The organism is Modestobacter sp. KNN46-3 (assembly GCF_011039295.1).
The window spans coordinates 1-25,362 of sequence record NZ_JAAKGN010000030.1; the positions used below are offsets into that span (position 1 = coordinate 1).

26 protein-coding genes, 1 pseudogene and 1 riboswitch are annotated in these 25,362 nt (G+C 73.1%); of the genes and pseudogenes, 20 read left to right on the plus strand and 7 right to left on the minus strand.

The genetic code is table 11. The annotated features are described in order from the left end of the window. From G5C62_RS09155 to G5C62_RS09185, 7 genes are all read left to right on the plus strand, one after another. On the plus strand, positions 1-443 hold a 443-nt coding region (locus G5C62_RS09155), incomplete at its 5' end, for a LuxR C-terminal-related transcriptional regulator (RefSeq protein ID WP_164700744.1). 98 nt (positions 444-541) lie between these two features. Next, positions 542-1,291: an alpha/beta fold hydrolase gene (locus G5C62_RS09160; protein WP_052091481.1), complete on the plus strand. Its 750-nt coding sequence runs from the start codon at positions 542-544 to the stop codon at positions 1,289-1,291. A 102-nt stretch (positions 1,292-1,393) separates the two neighbouring features. Then, a complete protein-coding gene (locus G5C62_RS09165; protein WP_164700745.1) occupies positions 1,394-2,044 on the plus strand; it encodes a trimeric intracellular cation channel family protein in 651 nt (216 codons plus the stop codon). 21 nt (positions 2,045-2,065) lie between these two features. Further along, positions 2,066-3,040 carry an NAD(P)/FAD-dependent oxidoreductase gene (locus G5C62_RS09170; protein WP_164700746.1) on the plus strand — a complete coding sequence of 325 codons (975 nt, stop codon included), beginning with the start codon at positions 2,066-2,068 and terminating at the stop codon, positions 3,038-3,040. Positions 3,041-3,077: 37 nt separating this feature from the next. Beyond that, positions 3,078-3,863, plus strand: a complete 786-nt coding sequence (locus G5C62_RS09175; protein ID WP_081975542.1) for an SDR family oxidoreductase — start codon at positions 3,078-3,080, stop codon at positions 3,861-3,863. A 59-nt stretch (positions 3,864-3,922) separates the two neighbouring features. After that, positions 3,923-5,146, plus strand: coding sequence for a hypothetical protein (locus G5C62_RS09180; RefSeq protein ID WP_064972450.1), 1,224 nt, complete (start codon positions 3,923-3,925; stop codon positions 5,144-5,146). Then, a complete protein-coding gene (locus G5C62_RS09185; protein WP_036338568.1) occupies positions 5,143-5,454 on the plus strand; it encodes an MGMT family protein in 312 nt (103 codons plus the stop codon). The genes G5C62_RS09180 and G5C62_RS09185 overlap by 4 nt, the downstream gene beginning before the upstream one ends. Before the next feature lie 63 nt (positions 5,455-5,517). Here G5C62_RS09185 and msrA read toward each other — a convergent pair whose 3' ends face one another. The 3 genes from msrA to G5C62_RS09200 form a co-directional block, all read right to left on the minus strand. Then, complete coding sequence (gene msrA / locus G5C62_RS09190) at positions 5,518-6,033, minus strand: peptide-methionine (S)-S-oxide reductase MsrA (protein WP_036338565.1); 516 nt, start codon at positions 6,031-6,033, stop codon at positions 5,518-5,520. Positions 6,034-6,148: 115 nt separating this feature from the next. Further along, positions 6,149-6,775 (minus strand): maleylpyruvate isomerase family mycothiol-dependent enzyme, encoded by a 627-nt coding sequence (locus G5C62_RS09195; protein WP_197058553.1) that lies wholly within the window; start codon positions 6,773-6,775, stop codon positions 6,149-6,151. Between the two features lie 98 nt (positions 6,776-6,873). Further along, entirely contained in the window at positions 6,874-7,509 is a 636-nt protein-coding gene (locus G5C62_RS09200; RefSeq protein ID WP_164700747.1) for a TetR/AcrR family transcriptional regulator, read from the minus strand. A gap of 106 nt (positions 7,510-7,615) precedes the next feature. Between G5C62_RS09200 and G5C62_RS09205 the strand changes: the two genes are divergently transcribed. After that, on the plus strand, positions 7,616-8,200 hold the full coding sequence (locus tag G5C62_RS09205; protein ID WP_164700748.1) for a dihydrofolate reductase family protein: 585 nt from the start codon (positions 7,616-7,618) through the stop codon (positions 8,198-8,200). Between the two features lie 70 nt (positions 8,201-8,270). Here G5C62_RS09205 and G5C62_RS09210 read toward each other — a convergent pair whose 3' ends face one another. Continuing rightward, the gene (locus tag G5C62_RS09210) at positions 8,271-9,143 is read right to left on the minus strand and encodes a PhzF family phenazine biosynthesis protein (RefSeq protein ID WP_206330548.1); all 873 of its coding nucleotides are present in this window, start codon (positions 9,141-9,143) and stop codon (positions 8,271-8,273) included. A gap of 183 nt (positions 9,144-9,326) precedes the next feature. Here G5C62_RS09210 and G5C62_RS09215 point away from each other — a divergent pair, with 183 nt between their 5' ends. Together G5C62_RS09215 and G5C62_RS09220 are read left to right on the plus strand one after the other, a co-directional pair. Then, positions 9,327-10,037: a class I SAM-dependent methyltransferase gene (locus G5C62_RS09215; protein ID WP_036338553.1), complete on the plus strand. Its 711-nt coding sequence runs from the start codon at positions 9,327-9,329 to the stop codon at positions 10,035-10,037. A 169-nt stretch (positions 10,038-10,206) separates the two neighbouring features. Continuing rightward, positions 10,207-11,544, plus strand: coding sequence for an aminotransferase class V-fold PLP-dependent enzyme (locus tag G5C62_RS09220; RefSeq protein WP_164700749.1), 1,338 nt, complete (start codon positions 10,207-10,209; stop codon positions 11,542-11,544). A 151-nt stretch (positions 11,545-11,695) separates the two neighbouring features. Here G5C62_RS09220 and G5C62_RS09225 read toward each other — a convergent pair whose 3' ends face one another. From G5C62_RS09225 to pip, 3 genes are all read right to left on the minus strand, one after another. Continuing rightward, entirely contained in the window at positions 11,696-13,333 is a 1,638-nt protein-coding gene (locus G5C62_RS09225; protein WP_164700750.1) for an alpha/beta hydrolase domain-containing protein, read from the minus strand. Positions 13,334-13,774: 441 nt separating this feature from the next. After that, positions 13,775-15,070 carry a GNAT family N-acetyltransferase gene (locus G5C62_RS09230; RefSeq protein WP_206330549.1) on the minus strand — a complete coding sequence of 432 codons (1,296 nt, stop codon included), beginning with the start codon at positions 15,068-15,070 and terminating at the stop codon, positions 13,775-13,777. An 8-nt stretch (positions 15,071-15,078) separates the two neighbouring features. Continuing rightward, positions 15,079-16,191, minus strand: a complete 1,113-nt coding sequence (gene pip, locus G5C62_RS09235; RefSeq protein ID WP_231558466.1) for a prolyl aminopeptidase — start codon at positions 16,189-16,191, stop codon at positions 15,079-15,081. Positions 16,192-16,235: 44 nt separating this feature from the next. Here pip and G5C62_RS09240 point away from each other — a divergent pair, with 44 nt between their 5' ends. The 10 genes and pseudogenes from G5C62_RS09240 (at position 16,236) to G5C62_RS09285 (ending at position 25,351) form a co-directional block, all read left to right on the plus strand. Beyond that, positions 16,236-17,030, plus strand: coding sequence for a MerR family transcriptional regulator (locus G5C62_RS09240; RefSeq protein WP_206330550.1), 795 nt, complete (start codon positions 16,236-16,238; stop codon positions 17,028-17,030). A gap of 111 nt (positions 17,031-17,141) precedes the next feature. After that, entirely contained in the window at positions 17,142-17,642 is a 501-nt protein-coding gene (locus G5C62_RS09245) for a hypothetical protein (protein WP_197058551.1), read from the plus strand. A gap of 101 nt (positions 17,643-17,743) precedes the next feature. Beyond that, positions 17,744-17,836, plus strand: a riboswitch (ZMP/ZTP riboswitch). Positions 17,837-17,851: 15 nt separating this feature from the next. Then, positions 17,852-19,294 carry a glycine hydroxymethyltransferase gene (locus G5C62_RS09250; RefSeq protein ID WP_036338546.1) on the plus strand — a complete coding sequence of 481 codons (1,443 nt, stop codon included), beginning with the start codon at positions 17,852-17,854 and terminating at the stop codon, positions 19,292-19,294. Between the two features lie 115 nt (positions 19,295-19,409). Next, positions 19,410-20,054 carry a LysE family translocator gene (locus G5C62_RS09255; protein ID WP_036338543.1) on the plus strand — a complete coding sequence of 215 codons (645 nt, stop codon included), beginning with the start codon at positions 19,410-19,412 and terminating at the stop codon, positions 20,052-20,054. Between the two features lie 63 nt (positions 20,055-20,117). Next, positions 20,118-20,294: pseudogene (locus G5C62_RS28655) on the plus strand (VOC family protein); the annotation flags it as partial. Positions 20,295-20,340: 46 nt separating this feature from the next. Next, complete coding sequence (locus G5C62_RS09265) at positions 20,341-20,913, plus strand: dihydrofolate reductase family protein (RefSeq protein WP_164700751.1); 573 nt, start codon at positions 20,341-20,343, stop codon at positions 20,911-20,913. A 167-nt stretch (positions 20,914-21,080) separates the two neighbouring features. Further along, positions 21,081-22,160, plus strand: coding sequence for a VanZ family protein (locus G5C62_RS09270; protein WP_164700752.1), 1,080 nt, complete (start codon positions 21,081-21,083; stop codon positions 22,158-22,160). A gap of 160 nt (positions 22,161-22,320) precedes the next feature. Next, complete coding sequence (locus tag G5C62_RS09275; RefSeq protein WP_036338537.1) at positions 22,321-23,019, plus strand: response regulator transcription factor; 699 nt, start codon at positions 22,321-22,323, stop codon at positions 23,017-23,019. After that, positions 23,016-24,161, plus strand: coding sequence for a HAMP domain-containing sensor histidine kinase (locus G5C62_RS09280; RefSeq protein WP_164700753.1), 1,146 nt, complete (start codon positions 23,016-23,018; stop codon positions 24,159-24,161). Before G5C62_RS09275 ends, G5C62_RS09280 begins: the two co-directional genes overlap by 4 nt. Next, positions 24,158-25,351, plus strand: coding sequence for an MFS transporter (locus G5C62_RS09285; protein ID WP_164700754.1), 1,194 nt, complete (start codon positions 24,158-24,160; stop codon positions 25,349-25,351). Before G5C62_RS09280 ends, G5C62_RS09285 begins: the two co-directional genes overlap by 4 nt. Positions 25,352-25,362 lie beyond the last annotated feature (11 nt).

The following is a 25,362-nucleotide window of genomic DNA, read 5'->3' on the forward strand; positions in this document are numbered from 1 at the left end:
CCGCCCTGGCGGCCGACCTGGGTCCCTGGCCCTTCGCCCGTGCCCGCCTGCAACTGGCCCACGGGGCCTGGCTGCGGCGGTGCCGGCGGGCGGCGGAGTCCCGGGCCCCGCTGCGGGCCGCGCGGGACACGTTCGACGCCCTGGGCGCCGCTGCCTGGGGCGACCGGGCGCGGCAGGAACTGCGCGCCTCCGGGGAGCAGAGCAGGCCGCGGACCCCGGAGGCACGCGAGCAGCTGAGCCCGCAGGAGCTGCTGATCGCGCAGCTCGCTGCGGAAGGCCTCACCAACCGGGAGATCGGCGCACGGCTGTACCTCTCGCACCGGACGGTCGGCACGCACCTGCACCGCATCTTCCCGAAGCTGGGCATCACCTCCCGCGTGGCCCTGCGTGCCGCGATCGGCCCGGAAGCCGCCCGATCCACCGTCGGTGCGACGGTCATCTGACGTACGCGAGCAGGGGGCACCGCTTCCTACGGTCGGTCCATCAGCGCTGACGCGACCGATCCGGTCGTCCCGGTCGCTGCGGATCGAGAGGAACGACGATGACCATCGACAGCGACGAGCGCCGGCCGGACCAGGAGAAGCCCACCGTGGTGCTCGTGCACGGCGCCTTCGCCGAGTCCGCGAGCTGGAACGGGGTGATCGAGCAGCTCAGGAGCGACGGCTACCCGGTCGTCGCCGCGGCCAACCCGCTCCGGAGCCTGCGCCACGACGCCCTGCAACTGCGCAGCGTCCTGGACCAGGTGCGCGGCCCGATCGTGCTGGCCGGCCACTCCTACGGCGGCTCGGTGATGAGCGTGGCCGCGGACGGGCACCCCGGCGTCCGGGCGCTGGTCTACGTGGGCAGCTTCCTGCTGGAGGAGGGGGAGAGCACCGGTGACCTGGCCGGGAGGTTCCCCGGCAACGAACTGGGGTCCGCCCTGGAGTCCGTTCCCGTCCCCGACGGGAACGGCGGCACGGTGACCGACCTGTACATCCAGCCGGAGAAGTTCCGGCAGGTGTTCGCCGCCGACGTCCCCCCGGAGGTCGCCGAGCTGATGGTCGCGACGCAGCGGCCCATCACCAGCGAGGCACTGGAGGAGAAGGCGACGGCGGCGGCCTGGCGGACGATCCCGTCCTGGACGCTGGTCACGCGGCAGGACCTCGCGGTCCCGGCCGAGGCGCAGGCCTTCATGGCGCAGCGCGCGCAGTCCACGGCCGTCGAGGTCGACGCCTCCCACGCCGTCGCCGTGTCCCGGCCCGGCGCGGTCGCCGACCTGATCGTCGAGGCCGCCCGCGCGACGGCGGGCTGATCCGCCGAACCACGACCGTCCCGCCGCACTCCGGGATCCAGCGGACGGAGCGGGGCGGTCGGGACGGCGCCGCCACCCAGCCGACAGGAGGCCGGTGACGACATGCAGGTCCTCGACCTGATCGGCGTCTTCGCCTTCGCGGTCTCCGGCGCCCTGATGGCGATCGGCCGCGACCACGACGTGGTGGGGATCGCGATCCTGGCGGTGGTCACCGCGCTGGGCGGCGGGATCACCCGTGACCTGGTGCTCGGCGACACGCCACCCCCCGCGTTCACCAGGTGGCAGTACCTGGTCGTGGCCCTGGCGGCGGCCGCGGTCACCTCCGTCGCCCACCCCTGGCTCGGGCGGCTGAGCAGACCCCTGCTCGTCTTCGACGCGGCCGGACTCGGGCTCTTCTGCGTCGCGGGGACCGAGAAGGCGCTCGACCACGGGCTCGCGCCCGTGGCCGCCGCCCTGCTCGGCGTGACGACCGCCGTGGGGGGCGGCGTCCTCCGCGACGTCCTCGCCCGCGAGACCCCGGCGCTGTTCCGGGCGGACTCCGAGCTCTACGCGGTGCCGGCGCTGGTCGGGGCGCTCGTCGTCGGCACCGCCTCGACCTCCGACGCCGACGGACCCGCGCTCGGCGCGGGGGTCGCCTGCGCCGTCTTCGTCGTCCGCGTGCTCGCCCTGCAGCGCCACTGGCGCGGTCCGCGGGCGCGCGGGCGGCGACCTCCGGTCGGCCCGTCCCCGGTGGGCGGACTGCCACCTCCCTGACGCAACGAGAGAAGGAACGACATGACAACGGACGAGCGGTACGACGTGGTGGTCGTCGGCGGTGGCGCCGCCGGCCTGAGCGGGGCCCTCGCCCTCTCCCGGGCGCGGCGCAGTGTGCTGGTGGTGGACGCCGGCAGCCCGCGCAACGCCCCGGCGGAGCACGTGCACAACGTGCTCGGCCGCGAGGGGACGCCGCCGGTGGAGCTCCTGGCGATCGGTCGCCGCGAGGTCGAGGGCTACGGGGGCACCGTGGCTGAGGGCCGGGTCTCCGCGCTGAGCCGGGTGGACGGCGGGTTCCGCGTCGACCTGGCCGACGGGCGGTCGGTGCGGGCGCGCCGGCTGCTGGTGGCGACCGGGCTGACCGATGAGCTGCCCGACGTCCCGGGCGTCGCGGAGCTGTGGGGGAGGAGCGCGCTGCACTGCCCCTACTGCCACGGCTGGGAGGTGCGGGACGCGGCGATCGGCGTGCTCGGCTCCGGACCGCAGAGCACGGTGCAGGCGCTGCTCTGGCGGCAGTGGAGCGACGACGTCGTCCTCTTCCCGCATACCGGCGCTGCGCCCACGCCGGAGCAGCGCGAACTGCTCGCCGCCCGCGGGGTGCGGGTGGTCGAGGGCGAGGTGGCCGCGCTCGACGTCACCGACGGTGCGCTCGCCGGGGTCCGGCTGGCCACGGGGGCGGTGGTCGCCCGCGCAGCGCTGGTCGTGGCACCGCGGCTCACGGCCAACGCCGGGCTGCTCGCCGGCCTGGGCATCGAGCCGGTCGACCAGTTGGTCCACGGCGCCGTCCGCGGCACCCGCGTGCCCGCCGACCCGACCGGCCTGACGGAGGCGCCCGGGGTCTGGGTGGCCGGCAACGCCGCCGACGTGACGGCACAGGTGATGGCCTCGGCGGCGCAGGGGATGGCCGCCGCCACCGCGATCAACGTCGACCTGGTCCTCGAGGACGCCCGGACCGCCGTCGAGCAGCTGCGGGACGAGACCAGAGAGGCGTCGTAGAGGCACGGCCGTGGAAGACGACGACGGAGGAGCAGAGATGGGGAGTGTGGATCGCGGGCGCCTGGACGGGCGTCGAGCGCTGGTCACCGGCGGGTCGAAGGGATCGGGTGCAGCCGTGGCTCAACGGCTTCGCGAGCTCGGTGCCGACGTCTACGTGACGGCCCGGACGATGCCCGAGGGGTACGAACACCCGGACCGCTTCATCGCGGCCGACACCTCGACCGCCGAGGGCACGGCGCTCGTCGCGTCGAGCATCGCGGAGGCCGGTGGCGTCGACGTCCTCGTGCACGTCGTGGGAGGTGCGTCCACGCCGTCCGGGGGGTTCGCGGCGATCACGGACGAGCAGTGGGCGACCGAGCTCCAGCTGAACTTCCTCGGCGCCGTGCGGCTCGATCGAGCGCTGCTGCCGTCGATGGTCCGGTCCGGGCACGGTGTCGTGCTGCACTTCACGTCCATCCAGCGGCAGATGCCCCAGTACGACGCGTCTCTCGCCTACGCGGCTGCGAAAGCCGCCTTGCGCACCTACAGCAAGGGCCTGGCCAACGAGCTCGCGCCGCACGGTGTGCGGGTCAACGCGATCAGTCCTGGTGGGATCGAGACCGAGGCCTACGAGAGGTTCGTGGACCGGATCGCGGAGGGGAACGGCCTGAGCCGGGAGGGGGCGAAGCAGAAGATCCTCGACTCCCTCGGCGGAGTTCCTCTCGGCCGTTTCGCGAGAACGGAGGAGATCGCCGATCTGGTGGGCTTCCTGGTGTCCGACCAGGCGTCGGCGATCGTCGGTGCGGAGTACGTGATCGACGGTGGGACCGTCCCGACGACCTAGACCGACGAGCATCCAGGCCGCCGCGAGCAACCGTGCGTCTCTGCGGGAGAGGAGCAGCTGTGGGCACCATGGACGAACTGATCAGCCCAGTCGTCGTTGCACGGCTTCGGGCTGCGTTGGCGGCGGTTGCGCCCAGCAGCGACTTCCCCGCTCTGGTCGAGGCGGAAGGTGCCGTACGGGACGTCCGCCTACGGAAGCGGGTTGACGTCGTCCGCGATGCTCTCCTCAGCGACGTCCCGGCGGGGTTCGCCGCCGCCGAGCGAGTGGTGCTCGACGTCGTGGACGAGCCGCGTTTCGGCGGGTGGATGATCTGGCCCACCACGGAGTTCATCGCGTCGAGAGCACTCGAGACCGGGTCGACGCGGGACTTCGATGCCGCCATGGCGCTCCTGGCCCGGCTCACCGTCGGTCTGACGGGCGAGTTCGCCGTCCGTGAGCTCCTCAACGCGCGCCCCGAGCGGGGCCTCCGCATCATGCAGACCTGGACGGGGCATGACAGCGAGCACGTGCGGCGACTCGCCACCGAGGGCTCTCGCGCCTACCTGCCCTGGGCGAAACGGGTGCCCTGGCTGCTCGGCCATCCTCGTGCGACACGAGCCATCCTGGACGCCACCTATCGGGACCCTGCCGAGTACGTGCGGCGCTCGGTCGCCAACCACCTCAACGACCTCAGTCGCGTCGAGCCCTCCGTCGTCACGGACGCCGCCGCCGCGTGGGCCGGCGAGCCGGACGCCAACACCCCCTGGGTGCTGCGGCACGGCCTGAGGACGCTGATCAAGCAGGCCGATCCCAGCGCACTGGCACTCGTCGGGTTCACCGGGAGCAGCCTGCGCGTGGCCAGACTGCGGATCCCCGCCGACGTCGTCCCCTGGGGAGGGGACCTCACGTTCACGGCCGTCGTCACAAACGACGGGGAGACGGAGGCGACCGTGGCGATCGACTACTCCATCGGGTTCCGACGCGCCAACGGGTCCGTCAGCGCGAAGACGTTCAAGCTCGGGTCACGACGCATCCCCGCCGGCGGGAGCAGCGTCGTCACGAAGACCCACTCCTTCCGCCCCATCACCACCCGGACCTACCACCCGGGGCCGCACCACGTCACCGTGCAGGCGAACGGGGTCCTCTCTCCACCCGAGGGGTTCGTCCTGGGAAGGGCAGACGGGCAGGAGGACGGTCATGACCACGCCGCCGACTCTGCCGGAGGTGGACCGGAGTCGGTCGGGATGGTCGACGCGAACTCCACGGGACACCCGATCGACGGAGGCAGGGAGGGGCGATCATGAACGACGTGGCCGAGCGGGTCCTGAGCACCGTCTCCTCGATCCCCAGCGGGCACGTGATGACCTATGGCGACGTCGCCGAGGCGGCTGGCACGGGCGCGCGCGCCGTCGGTCAGGTCCTGCGCAACAGCGGTCACCACGTGCCGTGGTGGCGGGTGGTGGACGCCAGGGGGCGGCCGGTGGAGGGCGCGGCCCAGGAGGCACTCGAGCAGTTCCTCGAGGAGTCCACTCCCTTGCTGCACCGCGGCGACGACGTGCGAGTGGACCTCGCGCGAGCATCGTGGCCCACCCACGACGTGGGCAGGACCTGACGCCGCGGAGGCCCCACGCCTCCACCAGCTCCGCTGCAGCTCGGGTCCGCGCCCGACCTCAGGTCATCGGGTGGTCTGCGCCTCGCGGCGCGGGAGCACCCAGTCGGGCCGCACGTAGTGGCAGGTGTACCCGAACGGGATCCTCTGCAGGTAGTCCTGGTGCTCGTCCTCGGCCACCCAGAACGGGCCGGCCGCCTCGACCTCGGTGACGACCTCGCCGGGCCAGATGCCCGAGGCGTCGACGTCGGCGATGGTGTCGAGCGCGACGCGCTGCTGCTCCTCGCTGGTGTAGAAGATCGCCGAGCGGTAGCTGCGACCGACGTCGTTGCCCTGACGGTCCTTCGTCGACGGGTCGTGGATCTGGAAGAAGAACTCCAGCAACTCGCGGAACGAGATCACATCCGGGTCGAAGACGATCTCGACCGCCTCGGCGTGGTCGCCGTGGTTGCGGTACGTGGCGTTCGGGGTGTCGCCTCCCGAGTAGCCGACGCGGGTGGAGAGCACCCCCGGGCGCTTGCGCAACAGGTCCTGCGCGCCCCAGAAGCAGCCGCCGGCGAGGATCGCGGTCTCAGTGGTCATGGGTGCCTGCCTCTCTGTCGAGTACGGCAGGACAACACCGCGACCGGTGTCGGTGCTTCCCACCGCCCGCCTGGCCCGGGTGGCGGCCCCGTTTCGAGCGACTGCGCAGCCGCTGTCAGGCCAGGCGGCGTCGCAAGGTCGGTACGCCGTCGCCGCCGAGGTGGTCGAGTGCGGCCGGGCGGCCGGTGATACCCAGCAGGAGCGCCTCGGCGGGGCCGCGCACTACAGGGCCGCGGCCGTGCGCCCAGTCGAGGTCCGTCGCCTCGAAGCGCAACCCGTCCAGCGCACCTCTGCGCACGATGCCACCGACCGGGGCGGCGGTCAGGAAGGTGAGCACCTTGTGCAGGCGCTCCTCGGGGACGGCGCGCTGCAGACGCAGCGGCCAACGGATGTCCAGGCCGTGCACCACGAGGTCGGTGAGGGGTGCCTCGGGGCCCGACCCCGGAGGGGTGAACTGGGAGTCCGCCTTGCGCCGCAGGACCTCGACGAGCTCGTCGAAGGGCCGGCGTGCCTGCTCGCGGGCCAGGCGGACGTTCGCCCGGTCGAAGCTGCCGCGGCTCGCCAGCATGGTCAGCAGGAACCTCGGCATGCCCACCTCCAGGGGCACGACGAGGTGCGCGACCACGTCGCGAACGCTCCACTCGCCGCACAGGCTCCGTGTCGCCTGCTGTTCCTCCGTCAGTCCCGACACCAGGGCCGCCAGCCTCCGGCGCTCGTCGGCGATCTCCGCGAACGTCTCCACGGACGGCACCCTGGCAGAACCCCGAGAGGGTGTGCCCACGATCCCGCGCGGCCGCGCCCCTGGACCACCGCCGCCTCGTGGCCTCGGAGCGCGCGTGGTCACGGGCGCGGTCCTGGGGCGCCGAGGCGCGCGACCATCGTCCGTACGGCCTCCTCGACCGCGCGGCTGACCCCGTCCTGGTCGATCGACCAGGTGGCGTGGACCAGTCGGGGCCAGAAGACCGCGCTCGCGATCATGCCGAGGAACTGCGTGGCGGCGGTCTCGGGGGAGTCCACCGTGACCAGCCCCGCCTCGTGCTCGGCCCGGAGATAGCGGCCGAGGGAGACGAGGGCGGGGAGCGTGCCGAAGTCGAAGGTCCGCTCGCCCAGCTCGGGGAAGCGTGGTGCCTCGGCGATCAGGAGCCGGAGCAGGTCGGCGGTCCGGGGCTGCACCAGCACCTCGGCGTACGCCCGCCCCAGCGCCAGGAGGCCGGCGTGCAGGTCGCCGGCCGAGGGGACGGGGACGCTCCCTCCCGGCGTCTGGCCCACGGCGAGCACGGTCGCCTCGAACAGCAGGGCCTTGGTCGGGAACTGCTTGAACAGGGTGGCCTTGGAGACCCCCGCGCGCTCGGCCACCCGGGCGAGCGACGTCCGGTCGTAGCCGCTCTCCAGGAACAGGGCCTCGGCGGCGGCGAGGACGGCCGCGCGGTTCTCATCGGCCACACGCTGGTGGTACTCGGGCAGCTCGCGGGTCATGACGCCAGTCTGACACGGACATGAGTCGGTTGACTCACCTCTCTTGCACCCCTACCGTCAGAGAGGTGAGTCGACCGACTCATGTCAGCGCGAAGGAGTGGTCCCCATGCACGACACATCTCCCCGGACAGCCGCAGGCAAGGTGCTGTGGCACTTCTCGATGTCGTTCGACGGGTACGTCGCCGGTCCCGGTCACCGCATGGACTGGATGCCCGAGGCGACCAACCGGCCGGGTCTGATCGAGGAGTACGTCCAGACGACCGGAGCGGTCCTCGGCGGACGCGACGGCTGGGACGTCTTCCCGGACGCGGGCGCCGTGTACGGCGGTGCCTGGAGCGGGCCGCTCTTCGTGCTGACCCACCATCCTGAGGACGCCGGACCCGCCGACGGGGTGACCTTCCTCAGCTGCGACGTCGCCGAGGCGGTGCAGATCGCCCGGCAGGCCGCGGGCGGCAAGAACGTCGAGGTGCTGTCCCCGACCATCGGCCGGCAGCTGCTGGAGCGCGGCCTGCTCGACGAGATGGACCTGCACGTCCTGCCCGTGCTGCTCGGCGACGGGGTGCGGCTGTACGACAACCAGGGCGGTGCCCCGGTGCCCCTGGAGTTCCTCAACGGCGACCCGGTCGAGGAGGTCAACCTCAGGTACCGGCCGGTCTCCACGGTCGGCGGCTGGGACCGATCGGACTCCTGACCCCTGGGGCAGCACGCGGGTGGGGTGTGCTGATCCGGGCAGGGCCGGTGTGGGCGTCGGTGATGCGCTCTCAGCGCAGCCGGCTCGCCGGCTCCAGCGCGACGGCGGTCCCCGTCACCTCGATGCCACTCGAGGACCCGACGGGGATGCCGACCTCCAGCACCCCCGGGCGTCCCATGTCGGCACCCTGCAGGACGGTGACCGTGGCGGGCACCTCGATGTGCCCGCCTTCGCGCAGGTACCCGCCGAAGGCCGCGGCGGCGGCGCCGGTGGCCGGGTCCTCCACGACCCCGCCCGGGGGGAAGGGGTCGCGGGCGTGGAAGGTGCTGGGTCCTTCCCGCCACACCAGGTGGGTCGTCGTCCACCCGCGCGCGTCCATCAGCGCGGCGAGGGCGTCGAAGTCGTAGTCGAGCGCCCGCAGCCGGTCGCGGGTCGCGGCAGCCAGGACGGGGTGCCACGCCCCCGCCCAGGCCACCCTCGGCGGCAGCGCCGGGTCGAGGTCGGACTCTGACCACCGCAGCGCGACGAGCAGGTCCCGGCGGTCGTCGTCCGCCAGCTCGACCGTCCGTGGCGCCACGCTGGTGAGCGTCGCGCGGACGGTCCCGTCGTCCACGGCCCTGGTGACGACGCCGACCTCGCCGGCGGGTGTGTCGAAGGTCAGCCGGCCGGGGCCGTGCCGTTCGGCCCAGGCCACGGCCGAGGCGATCGTGGCGTGCCCGCAGAAGCTGACCTCGGCCCGCGGGCTGAAGTACCGGACGTCGAAGCGGTCACCGCGCGGCACCAGGAAGGCGGTCTCGGAGAACCCGACGTCGGCGGCGATCGCGAGCATCTGCTCGGCGGTCAGGCCGCGCGCGTCGAGCACCACGCCCGCCGGGTTGCCGCCGTCGGGCGTGGCGCTGAAGGCGGTGTACCGCAGGATCTGGGGCAGTTTTGTGTTCGTCACGGGAGGGCTCCTTCCGGGCCGGCGACGTCATGGTGGGACTCGGTGCAGTGCTCGGGGATGCGGACGTGTTCGAGACAGTCGAGCCGATCCGCGGGGCGGTCGTCCAGTGGGAGACCCCCGGCGACGTCCGAGGTCGCCGGCCGCGGCTCCGGTACGTTGGCGCCCGCTCGACGGTCACCGGAGGTGAGGCCGCACGTGGAGGTCAACGACTACGACAGCTTCGGCGCGGCGTACTCGGCGGAGAACGAGGTCAACCTCATCAACGCCCACTACGAGCGACCCGCGATGCTGGACCTCGCCGGGGACGTACGCGGTCGCCGCATCCTCGACGCCGGGTGTGGCTCCGGACCGCTCGCTGCGGCGCTGCGCGACCGGGGCGCTGTCGTGACGGGGTTCGACTCCAGTGCGGTCATGGTCGGGCTGGCGAGGGACCGGCTCGGCGAGGACGCCGACGTGCACGTCGCCGACCTGTCCGCGCCACTTCCCTTCGCCGACGGCGGCTTCGACGACGTGACCGCGTCGCTCGTCCTGCACTACCTGCGCGACTGGACCGCACCGCTGTCCGAGCTGCGTCGAGTCCTGAGGCCGGGTGGCCGACTCGTGCTGTCGGTCAACCACCCGCTGCTCCACAAGATGCTGAACCCCCAGGCGGACTACTTCGCCGTCACCGAGTGGACGGACGAGTACACCTTCAGTGGCCAGTCGGCTGTGCTGTCGTACTGGCACCGGCCGCTGCACGCCATGACGGATGCCTTCTCGGACGCGGGCTTCCAGGTCGCCGTCGTCAGTGAGCCCCCGTGGTCGCCGGACACCCCGGCGGAGCTGCTGCCACCACAGTTCGCCGGCCGCACGTCGTTCGTGAGCTTCCTCTTCTTCGTGCTGATCGCGAACTGAGCGGCGGGGCTCCGGGCCCTGTCCATCGGGTGGACGACGCGCCTGTCGGGCTCCCCATCGGATGGATGCCCGGATGTGTGGTGTCGTCGTCCGCCGTCGCGGGTCGGCGATGGGAAGCTTCCGCGCGGTCGCCCGAACGGGGACCGGTCGCGACGGGAGCTCGATGGCAATGACGTCCTTGTTCGGAACGGGAGACCTGGCCCAGTTGGACCCCCTCATCGGCGCCGACCTGCGGATCTCCGTCGGCGGCGAGCAGCGTCGGTACATCGACCTCGACGCCGCAGCCACCACGTCGGCCTCGGCGGGCGTCGTCCGGGCCGTGCAGGAGTTCCTGCCGTGGTACTCCAGCGTCCACCGCGGAGCCGGCGCGAAGTCGCAGTACACCAGCGCCCGGTACGAGCAGGCTCGCGAGACCCTCACCCGGTTCGTGGGAGCCGATCCGGCGACGCACGTGGCCCTGTTCCCCCGGAACACCACCGAGGGCCTCAACCTGACCGCCTTCCGGTTGGGTCTGACCCGGGACGAGGTCGTCGTCACCACCGCGGTCGAGCACCATGCCAACCTGCTGCCCTGGCAGCGCCATGCGCAGGTGCGGGTCGTCGACGTCGACCGGTCCGGGACCTACGACGTCGCCGCCGTGGTCGCCGCCCTGGACGCGCGGCCCACGCCGCGCGTGCTCGCGGTGTCCGGGGCGTCCAACGTCACCGGCTGGCTGCCCGACCTCGCCGCGATCGCCGCAGCGGCCCGGGCCCGCGGTGTGCTGGTGGTGGTCGACGGGGCGCAACTGGTGCCGCACCGCCCGGTGGACATGGCCGCGCTCGGGATCGACGTGCTCGCATGGTCCGGCCACAAGATGTTCGCGCCCTTCGGCGCGAGCGGGCTGGTCGTCGACCGACGGCTGCTCGCCGACGGCGAGCCCTTCCTCGTCGGGGGTGGCGCGGTGAAGGCCGTCTCGCACGAGGAGGTGGTCTGGGCCGACACCCCCGACCGGGACGACGCGGGCACGCCCAACGTCGTCGGCGTCGTGGCCCTCGCTGCCGCCGCGGAGGAGCTGCTCGCCGCCGGAGCCCGGAACCGGGTCCACGAGGACCTGCTCGTCCGGGCGCTGGACGACGAACTCGCCACCGTTCCCGGACTGCGTCGCCTCGGCCCCACGACCGGCGACCGTCTGCCGGTGGCCGCCTTCGTCATCGACGGCATGCCCCACGGCGAGGTCGCGGACCGGTTGTCCCGCGAGCACGGCATCGGGGTCCGCAGCGGGTGCTTCTGCGCCCACCCCTACCTCAGCCGTCTGTTCGGGCTCACCCCGAGCGAGGTGCAGCAGTTTCACGACGACGCGCGGGTGGACCGGGCCGACCGGCTGCCGGGCGCGGTGCGCGTGAGCTGCAGCTCGGCCACTCCACTGGCAGACGTCGCCACGCTGGGCGAGGCCCTGCGCGCCGTCACCGCCGCTTCCCGGGGCGAGGTCCGGACCCGCCCCGTTGCGACGGCTGGTCAGGGGCGCTGAGTGGGGCCGCACGCATCGCCGTCCGGGCGCGGCGACCGTCTCGACCCCGGCGCACCCCGCCGAGCTGAGCAACGCGGCGGGAGCCTCGACGGTCGTCCCGGCGCGGCGATCCCGGTGGCGAGGCCACCGGGACCGCCGGGGAGCGTTCGCGTCAGCCGACGTCGGACTCCTTCGCCTGGCGGATGAGCTCGTAGGCGTCGTAGTAGGTCAGGAAGCCGGCGGCCTGCAGCTCGATGACGTTGTCGGTCACCTGCGTGACGTAGTCGCGGTGGCTGCTGTACAGCTCGTCCAGCCGGGCTTGCTCGAAGGGCACCTCGTACCCGGCGATGAAGCAGAACGAGGCGCCGGTGGCCGTACCGAACCAGGTGCTGGTGGGCACGTCGAGGAACGGTGAGCGCAGCCCGCCCTGCACGTTGCCGAACTCGTCGAGCACCGGCTCGCCGCGCTCGACGACGATCGGGTTGGACCGGGGCGGCGCCACGCCGTCGCGGACCCAGCGGTCGAGGTTGTCCAGGGCCGCGTTGAAGAAGATCGAGCTGGGGAACCGGCTCCGCGGGCCCTCGTTGCAGGCTTGCGGCGGCACCTCGCGGCCCGCGGCGACGATGTCCGCCGAGGACGCCGAGTAGTACAGCTCGAAGGGCGTGGCGTGCCCGGCTCCGGCCATCTCGTAGTGGCGGAACTGGTCGGGGGCGATGTCGCTGTCGGGGCGGCGCGAGCCGATGCCGCGCAGGTAGTCCGACTGGGACATGACCTGGATGACCGGCACGCCGATGCCGTAGAGGTCACGCCGCGGGTCGTCCACCGGGGGCGCCGGCTCGCACTGGTTCATCGGGTAGGCCCCGGCGAAGGCGCCACCGGCGACACCGACGAGGTAGGCGTCGTAGGTCGGCGCACCCTGCTCGGCGACCACGAGCGGGTGGACGGCCTTCATGTAGTTGACGAGGTAGCCCCCGGTCTGGGAGTAGCCGAAGCCGTAGGCGCGCTCGACCGCCGTCCCGCCGGTGCCGTAGGTCAGCGGGTTCGAGGTCTCGTCGCTGCGCAGCCAGTTGCCGACCTGGGTGTAGATGTCCCAGACCAGCCCGTTCTCGGTGGCCTGGGTGGTGTCGGCCGGCAGGGGCGTCGGTTCGGTGGCCGGGTCGGCGTCGGCGTCGACGACGGAGCAGTTGGCCGGGTCGTCCACGGGCAGGGGGTTGGCGAAGGAGAGGGAGCCGTACCGCTCGGCGTCGAAGGTCTTCAGCGCGTCGACGGCGATCGGCTTGGCGGTGATGCCGACCCAGGCGTCGCCGTTGTCGATGATCTCCTCGCGGGCCAGGGCCCAGCCGATGTTGAGGTCGAACAGGTTCGAGGGGTTGAGCATCTCGACCACGACGTTGCCGCTGAAGTCGTCGGCGTCGGCGGGACGGCGTACGAGCACGCGGGTGGTGTACGGGGCGTCCGCGGTGCGGACCACGGCGGGGGCGTCCTCCGGCCAGCTGTACACGTTCGAGGTGCCGCTGGCGAGGAACTCCTCCTCGGTGTAGCCGATGGCGCCGAGGTCCTCGGGCACCTCCTGGTGGGCGGCGCCACCGAAGGGGTGCGACTCGTCGCTGGAGGGCAGCGGACCGCTCACCTGCGGTACGGGCCTCACGGCGCGTTCCCCGCCGCTGTCGGCCGGGGTGCTCGCCGGCTCCGGGGCCGGGGCGGCGACCGCCGGGGCGGCCGCGCCCCAGGAGGCGGTGACCAGGCCGGCGACGAGCAGGCCCCGTCCGACGGCCCGGGCGCGCGGTGACGAGGAGGTGATGCGGTGCATGGCTGCTCGATCCTGTGGTCGGTCCGAGGCGTCGTTGCCCCGGGTCTCTCCAGGGACCCACGGCGGTGTGGGCCCGCCGACCCGGAGGCGGTGGCGTCCGGGTCGCTGCCGTGCGGCTGGGCTCCTTCCCGAACGGGTGCGGTCCCTCCGGCCGAGTGGCGGGACGGCCCGGGAGTCGGCGTTCACGTCCCGGGCTCGGCAACGGGCGCCCGAGAGCTCCCGTCACCGGGGTGTCGCTCAACGTGCTCCTCATCCCGCCGCTCGGCAAGTCGTCGCACGGGCGTGGGGAGGGAGCGGGGCACCACCTGGAGCTCTCGGCGTGACCGTGTTGATCACCCGGCCGTCGTCCGGGGGTCGGAGGGCGACCGCCCCCAGTCCGTCGGTGAGCATCGCCCACTCGCCAGATCGACTCCTGCGCCAGCTCGGACGTCCTGGGCGCGGTCAGAACCCGATCGCGTTGTGGGGCGGCGGGTCGGTGCGGAACAGCCTCGACAGCAGGTGCGTGGCGTCCGGGGTGTGCGGCCGGATGTGGCCGGCGGAGGTCAACAGGGCTGCGGAGTTGCCGCCGAGGTAGAGCGCGCCCAGGGCCGCGACGTCGATGGTGAGGTCGGGGTCGCGCTGGACGCGCCGGCAGGTGGGTGTCGGTCCACGGGTGTCCAGCAGCCAGGTCCCCACGTTGTCCGGGCACATCGGGTCGCTGGGGACGGTGAAGGTGAGATCTGCGTCGAGGTCGTAGGCCCGCGCGGTGAGCGCGGCGGGGACGTCGAGCAGGCGGAGCCACAGGTTGTCGGACTGCCTGGTCACGCGCAGGGCCCGGGGGTTGCGCAGCATCCAGCGCAGCGGCTCGTCGGTGGGTCGGCCGGCGGCCACGACCCGCTTGGTCAGGTCGAAGTCGAGCAGCAGTGCCCACATCGACCGGTACGCGTCGTCGGTCGTCGCCTCGAGCCGTTCGACGACGAGGGTCCCGGCGTCCTCGATGTGGGGTGACCAGGGCAGCCGGTAGTCCGCGATGCCGTCGATGCGGCCGTCCCCGTCGCGGTGGAGCAGGTAGCGCAGTGGCCCGTCGTCCCCGTCGGCGTCGTCGGTGAGGGACCGCCAGTGGCCGGCCGTCGAGGACACCTCGCCGTTCCTGGTGGCGTGGACCTGCCGGTGGACCACCGGCCACGCCGCTCGCGCCTCCTCGGCGTCGGCCAGGACGAGACTGCCCGCGGGCTCAGGGTGGGGGAGCAGGCCTGTGTCGGCTCGCTCGATCTCCCATCGGGTGCGGATGGTCGCTGGGGCGAAGCCGAACCGGCCGTAGATGCCGCCCTCGCTGGCGCTGAGCGCCGCGAGCGGCTCACCCCGGGCCAGGGCGGCGTCGAACATCGCCTGCATCATCGCGCGGAGGACACCGCGGCGGCGGTGGGTCGCCCGCACCCCGGTGGAGGTGACCCCACCCGCGGGGACGGCGCGGAGGCCGGGCACCGTGATCGTCAGGGACAACATCGCCGATGCCCCGACGATCTGGTCACCGTCGAACGCAGCCTGGGTGTGGACGTGATCGGCCAGGACCTCGCGCGTCGCCTGCTCCAGCTCGTCCGCCGACGCAGGGCGTCCAGGGCGGGGCCAGACGCCGGCGCCGCCGTGCCAGGCGGCCGGGGCGGGCTCCCACTGCGGGAGACCGTTGATGAAGGGCAGGACCCTCAGGTAGTCGGCGGCTTCGGACTGGACGATGGGCCGTACCGAGAACGCCGCCACGGGAGCATTCAGCTGCCTGGTCCGGACTCCGGGCAAGTCGTTTTCTCCGCACCTGCTCTGCGGTCGGCGACCCGGTTCAGGTACTCGATCATCACGGGCGTCATGCCGCCGCCCGAGTGCCCGGCATCGCCGACGACCACCAGCTCGCCGTCCGACCAGGCCTTCGACAACTGCCAGGCGACGTCCAGTGGCCCGCTGACGTCGTATCGGCCGTGCACCATGATCCCCGGGATGTCGGCCAGCCGGTGCGCGTCGCGGAGCAGTTGGCCGTCGTCGAGGAAGCAGCCGTGGGCCCAGTAGTGGGTGACCACCCGGGCGATGGCCAACTGGGACGCCGGGTCCGCCACCGACAGTGACGGCTCGGCGTCCGGGGCGAGGGAGACGTGGGTGTCCTCCCAGTCGCACCAGTCCTGGGCGGCCTTCGCCCGCACCGCTGGATCGGGGGAGTGCAGCAGCCGGCTGTAGGCCGCGGCGAGGTCGCCCTCCCGTTCGGCGGCTGGGACGCCGTCTCGGAACCGCTCCCACTCGCGCGGGAAGACCCGGCCCATGTCGCGGGTGATCCAGTGGGTCAGCCACCGGTCGGGGCTGGTGATCGCGGCCAGCGCCAGCTCGCTGACCCGCTCCGGGTGCGCCTCCGCGTACGCGAGGCCGAGCGTCACGCCCCACGAGCCGCCCCAGACCAGCCAGCGGTCGATGCCCAGGTGCTGGCGCAGTCGTTCGATGTCGCGCATCAGGTGCGGGGTGGTGTTCGCCGACAGGTCGACCTCCGGCTCGCCGGCCCACGGGGTGCTGCGCCCGGCGTTGCGTTGGTCGAACAGCACCACGCGGTAGCGCGCCGGGTCGAACTGCCGGCGCATGCCCGGACGGCAGCCCGATCCCGGGCCGCCGTGCAGCACCACAGCCGGCTTCCCGTCCGGGTTGCCGCACTGCTCCCAGTACAGCGAGTGGCCGTCGCCGACGTCGAGCATCCCGGTCTCATGGGGCTCGATCGGCGGGTACCGGTGATCGACCACGTGGGCATGGTGCCGCAGTTCCAGGTCGCCCACCGCATACCGCACCATCAGGCTCGCAGCTGTGGCGCGGGCCGCGCTGGAGCCCTTCTCCTGCGGCGCCGCCGTCACCGCTTGACCTTGACACCGTGTGAGTGGGTCTGGTGCGTGGCGACATGTTGAGCATCGGGGAGCTGGCGCATCGCACGGGAGCCTCGCGGCGCATGCTGCGTCATTGGGAGGAGATCGGCCTCCTGGCGCCGGCCGAGGTGGATCAGCGGACCGGCTACCGGAAGTACAGCGCGAGCCAGACGGGTCGGGTCCGCGCCATCACGGCCCTCCGTGCGGTCGGCTTCGGGCTGGAGGCCATCGCTGATCTCCTCAGCTCCGACCTGTCCGAGGCCCGCCTCGTGGCGCTGCTCCGTGCGCGGGAGGTCGAGCTGATGGCGCAGGTCTCCGAGGCGACGACGCGTCTGCAGGAGGTGCGTGGACGCCTCGACTCCCTGGAAGGAGGACAGCGAACGGTGATGAACTCCCTCGAACTGGGTCCGCTCCCGGGTCTGCAACTGGTGGCCCTGCAGACGTCCGTGGGTGACGAGTCCGAGATCGGTGTGGCCGTGGCCGAGCTGACCCGTGCGTTGCGCTCTCAGCTGGCCGAGCTCCGCCGTGACGATGCAGAGATCGTGCTCGCCTACGACGGGATGGCGGACGAGCAGGCGATCTCCGTGACGGCCGGGGTACCCGCCGCGGACCTGGAGTTGGGCCACGAGCTCGCGCTCGTCGCCGTTCCCTCATCGGAGCGCGGAGTGACGGTCCGGTACGAGAGCGCACCTCGCAGCATCGGCGATGCCTGGATCACGCTCGATGCACGGCTGGAGCAGAACGGCTTGCGTACGGAAGGGGTCTACCGGCAGACGCTGACCGCAGAGGGTGGGGTGGTCCTCCAGGCACCTGTGGTCGCCCTGTCCTGAAGCGAGTCCGTGCACCACGATCAGGTCGCCGGGGCGCCCGACGTCCAGCGGCGCGGGGCCGGTGGTGGTGACATGCGAGAGGGAGGCCCGATGATCGGTGATCGTTGGGGCGTGAGCGACGAGGAAGTCGCTCGGCACTACCCATGCGACGGCTTCGTGCCGGCTCCGGTCTGGCGGGCCTGGCGCGGAGTCACGGTGCACGCCCCTCGCAGGGACGTGTGGCGGTGGGTCGCTCAGATCCGACTCGCGCCGTACTCCTACGACTGGATCGACAACCTCGGGCGACGCTCGCCGCAGGAACTGCGAGACCTGGCCGAACCGACCCCCGGCCAGCAGTTCACGACCGCTGGCGGACGGCCGGCCGGGCGCATCCTGAGCGTCGAGTCCGGGGTGCAACTCACCGGCCAGATCATGGGTGCGGTCATGTCCTATGTCGTCCTGTCCACGGGCGGGCCCACCGAGGGGCCAACTCGTCTCCTGCTGAAGGTCGTCGGCGCACACAGCCGCTGGATCGCCCCGCCGCTGTCTGTCGGGGACCTCGTCATGGCACGTCGGCAACTGCTGAACCTCAAGCAGCTCGCCGAGCGATCGACCACGCGATCCGACACCTGACACGGGACTGTCCGTCTGCCTCCGGCTGCGACGGTGTGCGACCAGGCGCGCCACTCGCCGCGTGCAGCCGCTTGTGTGTTGTCGGGGGCCCCGCTAGCTTCGACGCGGGCCGTGACTGGCGCATCGCAGGTGGGATCGACCACCGGGGAGCGGCCCCGTCGACTCGACGCCTGCCGCGCGCCTGGGCTCCCGTCGATCGAGGAGAGCCCGTGACCAGCACCGTCACCCGCGAGACCGCCGCCTTCGCCAGCGCCCTGGACGTCATCGCCCAGGTCGAGCCGCGGGTCGCGGCAGTCATCGGGCAGGAGCTCGCCGACCAGCGTTCGAGCCTGAAGCTGATCGCCAGCGAGAACTACGCCTCGCCCGCCGTCCTGCTGGCGATGGGCAACTGGTTCAGCGACAAGTACGCCGAGGGCACCCCGGGACGGCGTTTCTACGCTGCCTGCCAGAACGTCGACACCGTCGAGCGGCTGGCCGCCGAGCACGCCCGCGAGCTGTTCGGCGCCGACCACGCCTATGTTCAGCCGCACTCGGGCATCGACGCCAACCTGGTCGCCTTCTGGTCGATCCTGGCCCACCGGGTGGAGTCCCCGGCCCTGGCCGAGGCCGGGGTCAAGAACGTCGACGCGCTGACCGACGCCGACTGGGCACAGCTGCGCCGGGCCCTGGGCGACCAGCGGATGCTCGGCATGTCGCTGGACGCCGGCGGCCACCTCACCCACGGCTTCCGGCCGAACATCTCCGGCAAGATGTTCGAGCAGTCCAGCTACGGCACCGACCCGGCGACCGGGCTGATCGACTACGCCGCCCTGCGCGCGCGGGCCCGGGAGTTCCGGCCGCTGATCCTGCTGGCCGGCTACTCCGCGTACCCGCGCCGGGTCGACTTCGCCGCGATGCGGGAGATCGCCGACGAGGTGGGCGCCACGCTGCTGGTGGACATGGCGCACTTCGCCGGGCTGGTCGCCGGCAAGGTGCTCACCGGCGACTTCGACCCGGTGCCGCACGCCGACGTCGTCACCACCACCACGCACAAGTCACTGCGTGGCCCGCGCGGCGGCATGGTGCTGTGCACCGAGGAGTACGCCCCGTCGGTCGACCGCGGCTGCCCGATGGTGCTGGGCGGTCCGTTGCCGCAGGTGATGGCCGCCAAGGCCGTGGCGTTGGCGGAGGCCCGGCGGCCGGAGTTCGCCACCTACGCGGAGCAGGTGGTGGCCAACGCCCGGGCGCTGGCCGACCAGTTGCTGCGCCGCGGTGCCCGGCTGGTCACCGGCGGCACCGACAACCACCTCGTGCTCGTGGACGTCGGTGGGTTCGGGCTGACCGGGCGGCAGGCCGAGGCCGCGCTGCTGGACGCCGGCCTGGTGACCAACCGCAACACCGTGCCTGCCGACCCGAACGGCCCCTGGTACACCAGCGGCATCCGGCTGGGCACCCCGGCGCTGACCACTCGCGGGCTGGGTGAGGCCGACCTGGCCGAGGTCGGGGACCTGATCGTCGACGTCCTGGCCAGCACGCAGTCCGACGGCGACTCCAAGGTCCGGTACCGGCTGGAGCCGGCGGTCGCCGAGCGGGTGCGGGCCCGGGCGACGGAGCTGGTCGACGCCCACCCGCTCTACCCCGAGGTGCAGCTGGACCTGGCTGCCCAGGGCTGAACCGCGGCGGACCCGCCGAGTTCAGCCCTCTCGCCCCGACGGCTGACGGGCATGGCCACAGGAGCGTGCCAGTCTCCGTCGGCGCACCTCATCGACTGTGGAAGGACGGACCCTCGTGGTCTCCAGCTCTGCCCTGCTCGGCATCGCTCTGGTCGAGTTGGGCCTGGTCCTCACCCCCGGGCCGAACATGATCTACCTGGTGTCGCGGTCGATCAGCCAGGGGCGGCGGGCTGGGTTCATCTCACTGCTGGGGGTGGCGGCCGGCTTCTTCGTCTACCTCGCGGCGGCCGCAGCCGGCCTTGCCGCCGTCTTCGTCGCCGTGCCGGCTGCCTACACGGCGCTGAAGGTGGCGGGGGCGGCCTACCTGCTCTACCTGGCATGGCAGGCCGTCCGGCCCGGCGGCACGAACGTCTTCGCGCCGCGTGAGCTCCCGGTTGACCGGCCCCGCCGGTTGTTCGCGATGGGGCTGTTCACGAACCTGCTGAATCCGAAGATCGCGGTGCTGTACGTGTCGCTGCTGCCGCAGTTCATCGACCCCGACGGCGCACCCGTGGCGCTGCAGAGCCTCGTGCTGGGCCTCACGCAGATCGCGATCGCGCTCAGCGTCAACGGATTGATCGTCGTCTTCGCCGGGGGGCTCGCCCGGTTCCTCTCCGTCCGGCCGACCTGGATGCGAGTCCAGCGCTACCTCATGGGCGGGGTGCTCGGAGCCCTGGCGGTGAAGCTGGCCACCGACAGGTCGCGTACCGCGGCTGTCTGACGCGCCACGTGGCGATCACCGCCGCGGGGCTCGGCCGCAACCGCTCCTGCCGCGGCGTGCTCTCCGGCCGACGGCATCCCGTTCACCCAGTTCGCCGTCGGCGACGTGCACGCCGAGGTGGAGCGGCTCAAGGGGCTGGGCGTGCAGTTCACCCAGGACGCGACCGACTTCGGACCGGTGGTCACCGCCGTCCTCGACGACACCTGCGGCAACCTGATCCAGCTCGCCACCATGAAGTAGTGGCGCGAGCACGCCCTGGTCACGCGCGCCTGACAGGATCGCGCCCGTGCGTGCGCTGACCTACTACGTGGGGGTGACCCTCGACGGGTTCATCGCCGCCCCGGACGGTTCCTACGACTTCTTCCCGGTGACCGAGCCGCTGCTGGAGTTCATCGCCCAGGAGTTCCCCGAGACGCTGCCCACGCACGTCCGCGGCCAGCTGCAGATCGCCGATCCAGGCACGCGGTTCGACGCCGTGGTCATGGGGCGAGCCACCTACGAGCCGGCCCTGCAGGCCCAGATCACCAGTCCCTATGCCCACCTGGACCAGCACGTCGTCTCGACCACGCTGCCCGCGGACATCGACCCGGCGGTGCAGGTCAGTCGGGACCCGGTCCAACTCGTGCGCCGACTCAAGAGCGAACTCGGCGCCGGGGTGTGGCTGGCCGGCGGGGGAGTGCTGGCCGGTGCGCTCCTGGACGAGATCGACGTCCTGGTCCTCAAGCGGTACCCGATCGTCCTGGGCGCCGGCATCCCGTTGTTCGGCGCCGGTGCGGCCGAGGCCCGACCCTTCGACGTCGTCGACGAGCGCTCCCTCAGTGGCGGCACCCAGGTCAGCACGTACGCCCGGGCCACCTGACCGCAGCCCGGCGCCGGGTCGAGCTCCCGGCCGCCGACCGTGCCCGGGGATGTCGTGGGCGTATGCGGAACCGGAGACGCCGGGGCAACGGCGGTTCGCCTGCACTGAGAGCTGTCCACCAGTTCTCGATGCCGCACCGGCTCTGCCGCGCGGGGAGGAGCACTCCCATGACGACCACCCACCACCTGTCCGCCGACGGGGCGCCCGGCGCCCCGTCGGGTCCGCGGCGAACGGGTCCTCTCCTGCTGGCCGCGGCCGCTGTGCTGTTCGTGGTCGGCTGCATCACGCTCGGTCCGACCGGGTTCGTCGCCGACGCCCGCAGGGCGGTGGTGGCCGGGGTCGAGACCCTCGCCGCGCCCTGGCCGGGCACCGTGCGCCGGGCCCAGGTCGAGGCCGTGGCGAACGCGCTGCTCTTCGTCCCGGTGGGTGCGCTGGCCGCCCTGGTCCTGCGGCGCTCCGGTCCGGTGCTCCCGTTGGCCCTGGGGGGCGCGACCTCGGTGCTGATCGAGCTGGCACAGACCGCGCTGCCCGGCCGGGTCCCCGACCTCGTCGACGTCGCCGCCAACACCGCCGGCACGCTGGTCGGGGTCGCGCTCACCACCATCTGCCTGGTCGTCGCGCGCCGCTCCCGGCGAGGCGGCGCGCGCCGTCCCCGGCGGGGGACCGGCGCTGCGCTGGTCACCGCGACCCTGCTGATCGCGGGCGTGGCCGGCTGCTCGTCGGCCGATCCCTCCGTCCCTCCGGGGTCCAGCGTGTTGGCCGGTGTCGCCGACACCCCGGCTCTGGGTGCGTCTGGCGGGGGAGCCATGACCGTCGAGAACGGCTACGTCGCCGACGGCGAGGAACTGTCGGCCTTCGCCGACGTCCCGGCCATCACCGGGCTCGACAGCGCGCTGCGCACCGCCGTCCAGGACGCGGCCCGGGATGCGGCTGCCGACGGGGTGGACCTCCACGTGTCCAGCGGATGGCGCAGTGCGGCCTACCAGCAGGCGCTCTTCGACGCCGCGGTGCACCGGTACGGCAGCCCCGAGGCAGCCCGGGAGTGGGTGCTGCGTCCCGACGAGTCCTCCCACGTCACCGGCGACGCGGTCGACGTCGGGCCCACGGACGCGATGTACTGGCTGTCCCGGTACGGGTCGGACTACGGCCTCTGCCAGACCTACGGCAACGAGATGTGGCACTACGAGCTGGCCGTCGAGCGCGGCGGTCAGTGCCCGCCGCCGGCCGCCGACCCCACCGCCGGCTGACCGCGTGACGGCCACCCGCGAACCGGCCAGCGTCGTCGCGGCCCGGCAACTCGCCGCCGAGGCCCACGCGCGTCGCCGGGTGCCCGCCCGGCGGGTCGCCCCGTCCTCCGCCCTGCGCGCCGATACGTCGAGGAGACACCCGGCTCCCTACCCTCGCCGCATGCGCGTGCTGATCGCCGAGGACGAGCCCTACCTGGCCGACGCCATCCGGGACGGGCTCCGGCTGGAGGCCATCGCCGCCGACGTCGTCCACGACGGGGACAGCGCGCTGGAGAACCTGGCCGTCAACAGCTACGACGTCGTCGTGCTCGACCGTGACCTCCCCGGCACCTCCGGGGACGAGGTCGCCCGGCGGATCGTCGCCGAGAACCTGCCGTGCCGCATCCTCATGCTGACCGCGGCCGACCGGCTGGAGGAGAAGGTCGCCGGCTTCGAGCTCGGCGCCGACGACTACCTCACCAAGCCCTTCGCGATGCGGGAGCTGGTGGTGCGGTTGCGTGCGCTGGGCCGCCGTCCGCTCGAGGGCGCGCCCCCGGTGGTGGAGTTCGCCGGCCTCACCCTCGACCCGTTCCGCCGGGAGGTGTACCGCGACGGCCGGTACGTGGGGCTGACCCGCAAGCAGTTCGCGGTGCTGGAGGTGCTGATGGCCGCCCGCGGCGGGGTGGTCAGCGCGGAGTCGCTGCTCGAGCGGGCGTGGGACGAGAACGCGGATCCCTTCACCAACGCCGTCCGGATCACCATCTCCTCGCTGCGCAAGCGCCTCGGCGACCCGTGGCTGATCCACACCGTGCCCGGCACCGGCTACCGGGTGGGCGGGCCGACGGCCGACGACGCCGCGAACGGTCCCGGCCTCCGGTGAGTGCCCGGCTGCGGCTGACCCTGAGCTACGCCGGCTTCCTGCTCGTCGCCTCCGCCGCCCTGGTGGCCCTGCTGGTGTACATCCTGCGGTTCGTGCCCGAGGGCAACCTCAGCGCACCCGGCGCCCCGTTCCTGCCCGACCGGAGCGACCTGCTGGACGCCCTCTGGCCCCGGATCTGGCAGGTGCTGGCCGTGCTCCTCGTGGTCGGGACGGGCGGGGGCTGGTTGCTGGCCGGCTGGATGCTCCGGCCGCTGCACCAGGTCCACGCCGTCGCCCGGCACGTCGCCGCCGGGTCGCTGGACCGCCGGGTCCGGCTGACCGGGCGGGACGACGAGTTCGGCGAACTGGCGGACACCTTCGACACGATGCTCGACCGGTTGCAGGCCACGCTGGACGAACAGCGCCGCTTCGCCGCCAACGCCTCGCACGAACTGCGCACCCCCTACGCCGTGGAGCGCGCGATGCTCGACGTGGCGTTGGCCGACCCGGCCACCGTGGACGTGCCCCGGCTGCTCGCCCGGCTGGACGAGACCAACCGCCGGGGCACCGAGACCGTCGAGGCGGTGCTCGCCCTCGCGGCCCTGGACCAGGGGCGCACGCCGCCGCGCACCCCGGTCGACCTCGCCGAGCTCGCCGCGGGCGTCGTCCGGGACCTGACCCCACTGGCCGACCGGGCCGGCATCGGCGTGCACACCGATCTCGGCGAGGGCGACCTCGACGGGGTCGAGCCGCTCGTCCGGCAGCTGGTGACCAACCTGGTGCTCAACGGCATCCGGCACAACACCGGCCCGGGCGGGACCGTGCACGTGACGACGGGCAGCACGAGCGAGGGCCGGGCCGAGCTGCGGGTGACCAACACCGGCCCGCGCGTGCCCACGGACGTGCTGGGCACGCTCACCGAGCCGTTCGTCCGGGGCGGAGGACGGACGTCGGTCGGCGGTGCCGGGAGCCAGGACCCCGCTCAGCCCGGCAGCGGGCTCGGGCTGGCGATCGTGGCCCGGGTGGCCGAGGTGCACGGCGCGGCCCTGCAGCTGTCCGCGCCGCGGGAGGGCGGCCTGAACGTGCGAGTGGTGTTCCCCGCGCCCGGGGCAGACGGTGCGGGGTCGTCCTCATCGGGGCGGTTCTCAGGCGTGTCCAGGTGAACGCCGTACCGGGCGCACTCGACCTGCAGGACGGTCCGCGGGCCTGGTCGGTCGTGGCAGCGGCCTTCGTCGCAATGTTCACCAGCTTCGGGGTGGCCTACAGCTTCGGGGCGTTCCTGCTCCCGATGAGCGCGGAGCTCGGCTCCGGGCCCGGGGGCACCGCCGCCGTCTTCTCCCTGACCACCCTGGCCATCTTCGGCCTGGGTGCCCTCTCCGGACCGGCGGTCGACCGGTTCGGGCCCCGGCGGGTGGTGCTCGTCGGGGCCCTCGCGATGGGGCTCGGCCTCGTGCTGACCTCCCGCGCCACGGCGCTGTGGCACGCCTACCTCGGACACGGCCTCGGCGTCGGGCTCGGGGTGGCCTGCAGCTACGTGCCGTTGGTGGCCGTCGTGGGCGGTTGGTTCACCCGGCGACGCACCCTCGCGGTCGGCATCGCGGTGTCCGGCATCGGGCTCGGCACGCTGCTCGTCGCCCCGCTGGCCGCCGACCTCATCGCCCGCCACGGCTGGCGCGAGGCCTACCTCCTGCTCGCGGCGGTCAGCACCGTCGCACTCGTCGGATGCGCCCTGCTCGTCCGCGCTGCCCCGGTGGCCACGCACGTCGAGCCGGCGCCGTTGCTCTCCCGCCTGCGCACCCCGGCGTACCTGCGCCTCTACGTGAGCGGGCTGCTGCTCTCGATCGTGCTGTTCGTCCCGTTCGTGCACCTGCCGGCCTACGCCGCGAGCCGGGGCGCGGGTGACGTGGCGGCGGCGACGCTGGTCGGGGTGATCGGCGCGGCCAGCGTCGTCGGGCGGCTGGCCCTCGGCGCCGCCGCTGCCCGCACCGGAGTGCTCCGCACGTACCAGGCCTGCTTCGCGCTGATGGCCGGCAGCTTCCTGCTCTGGCTCGGCGCGCCCGGCTACCCGCGGCTCGTGGTCTTCGCCGTGCTGCTCGGCATCGGGTACGGCGGGTTCGTCGCGCTCAGTCCGGCGCTGGTCGCCAGCCTGTTCGGGGTGCGGGGACTCGGTGGGCTGCTCGGCGTCCTGTACACGTCGGCCGCCGTGGGGTCCGCGCTCGGACCTCCTGCCGCGGGCGCGGTGATCGGCGCGACCGGGGAGTACCTGCCGGTCGTCCTGGCCGCCGTGGCGATCGGCGCGGTGGCCACCGCCGTGGTGCTCACCGTCCGGGCTCCTTCCCCGGTGGGCTCGTAGCTGGTGCGGTG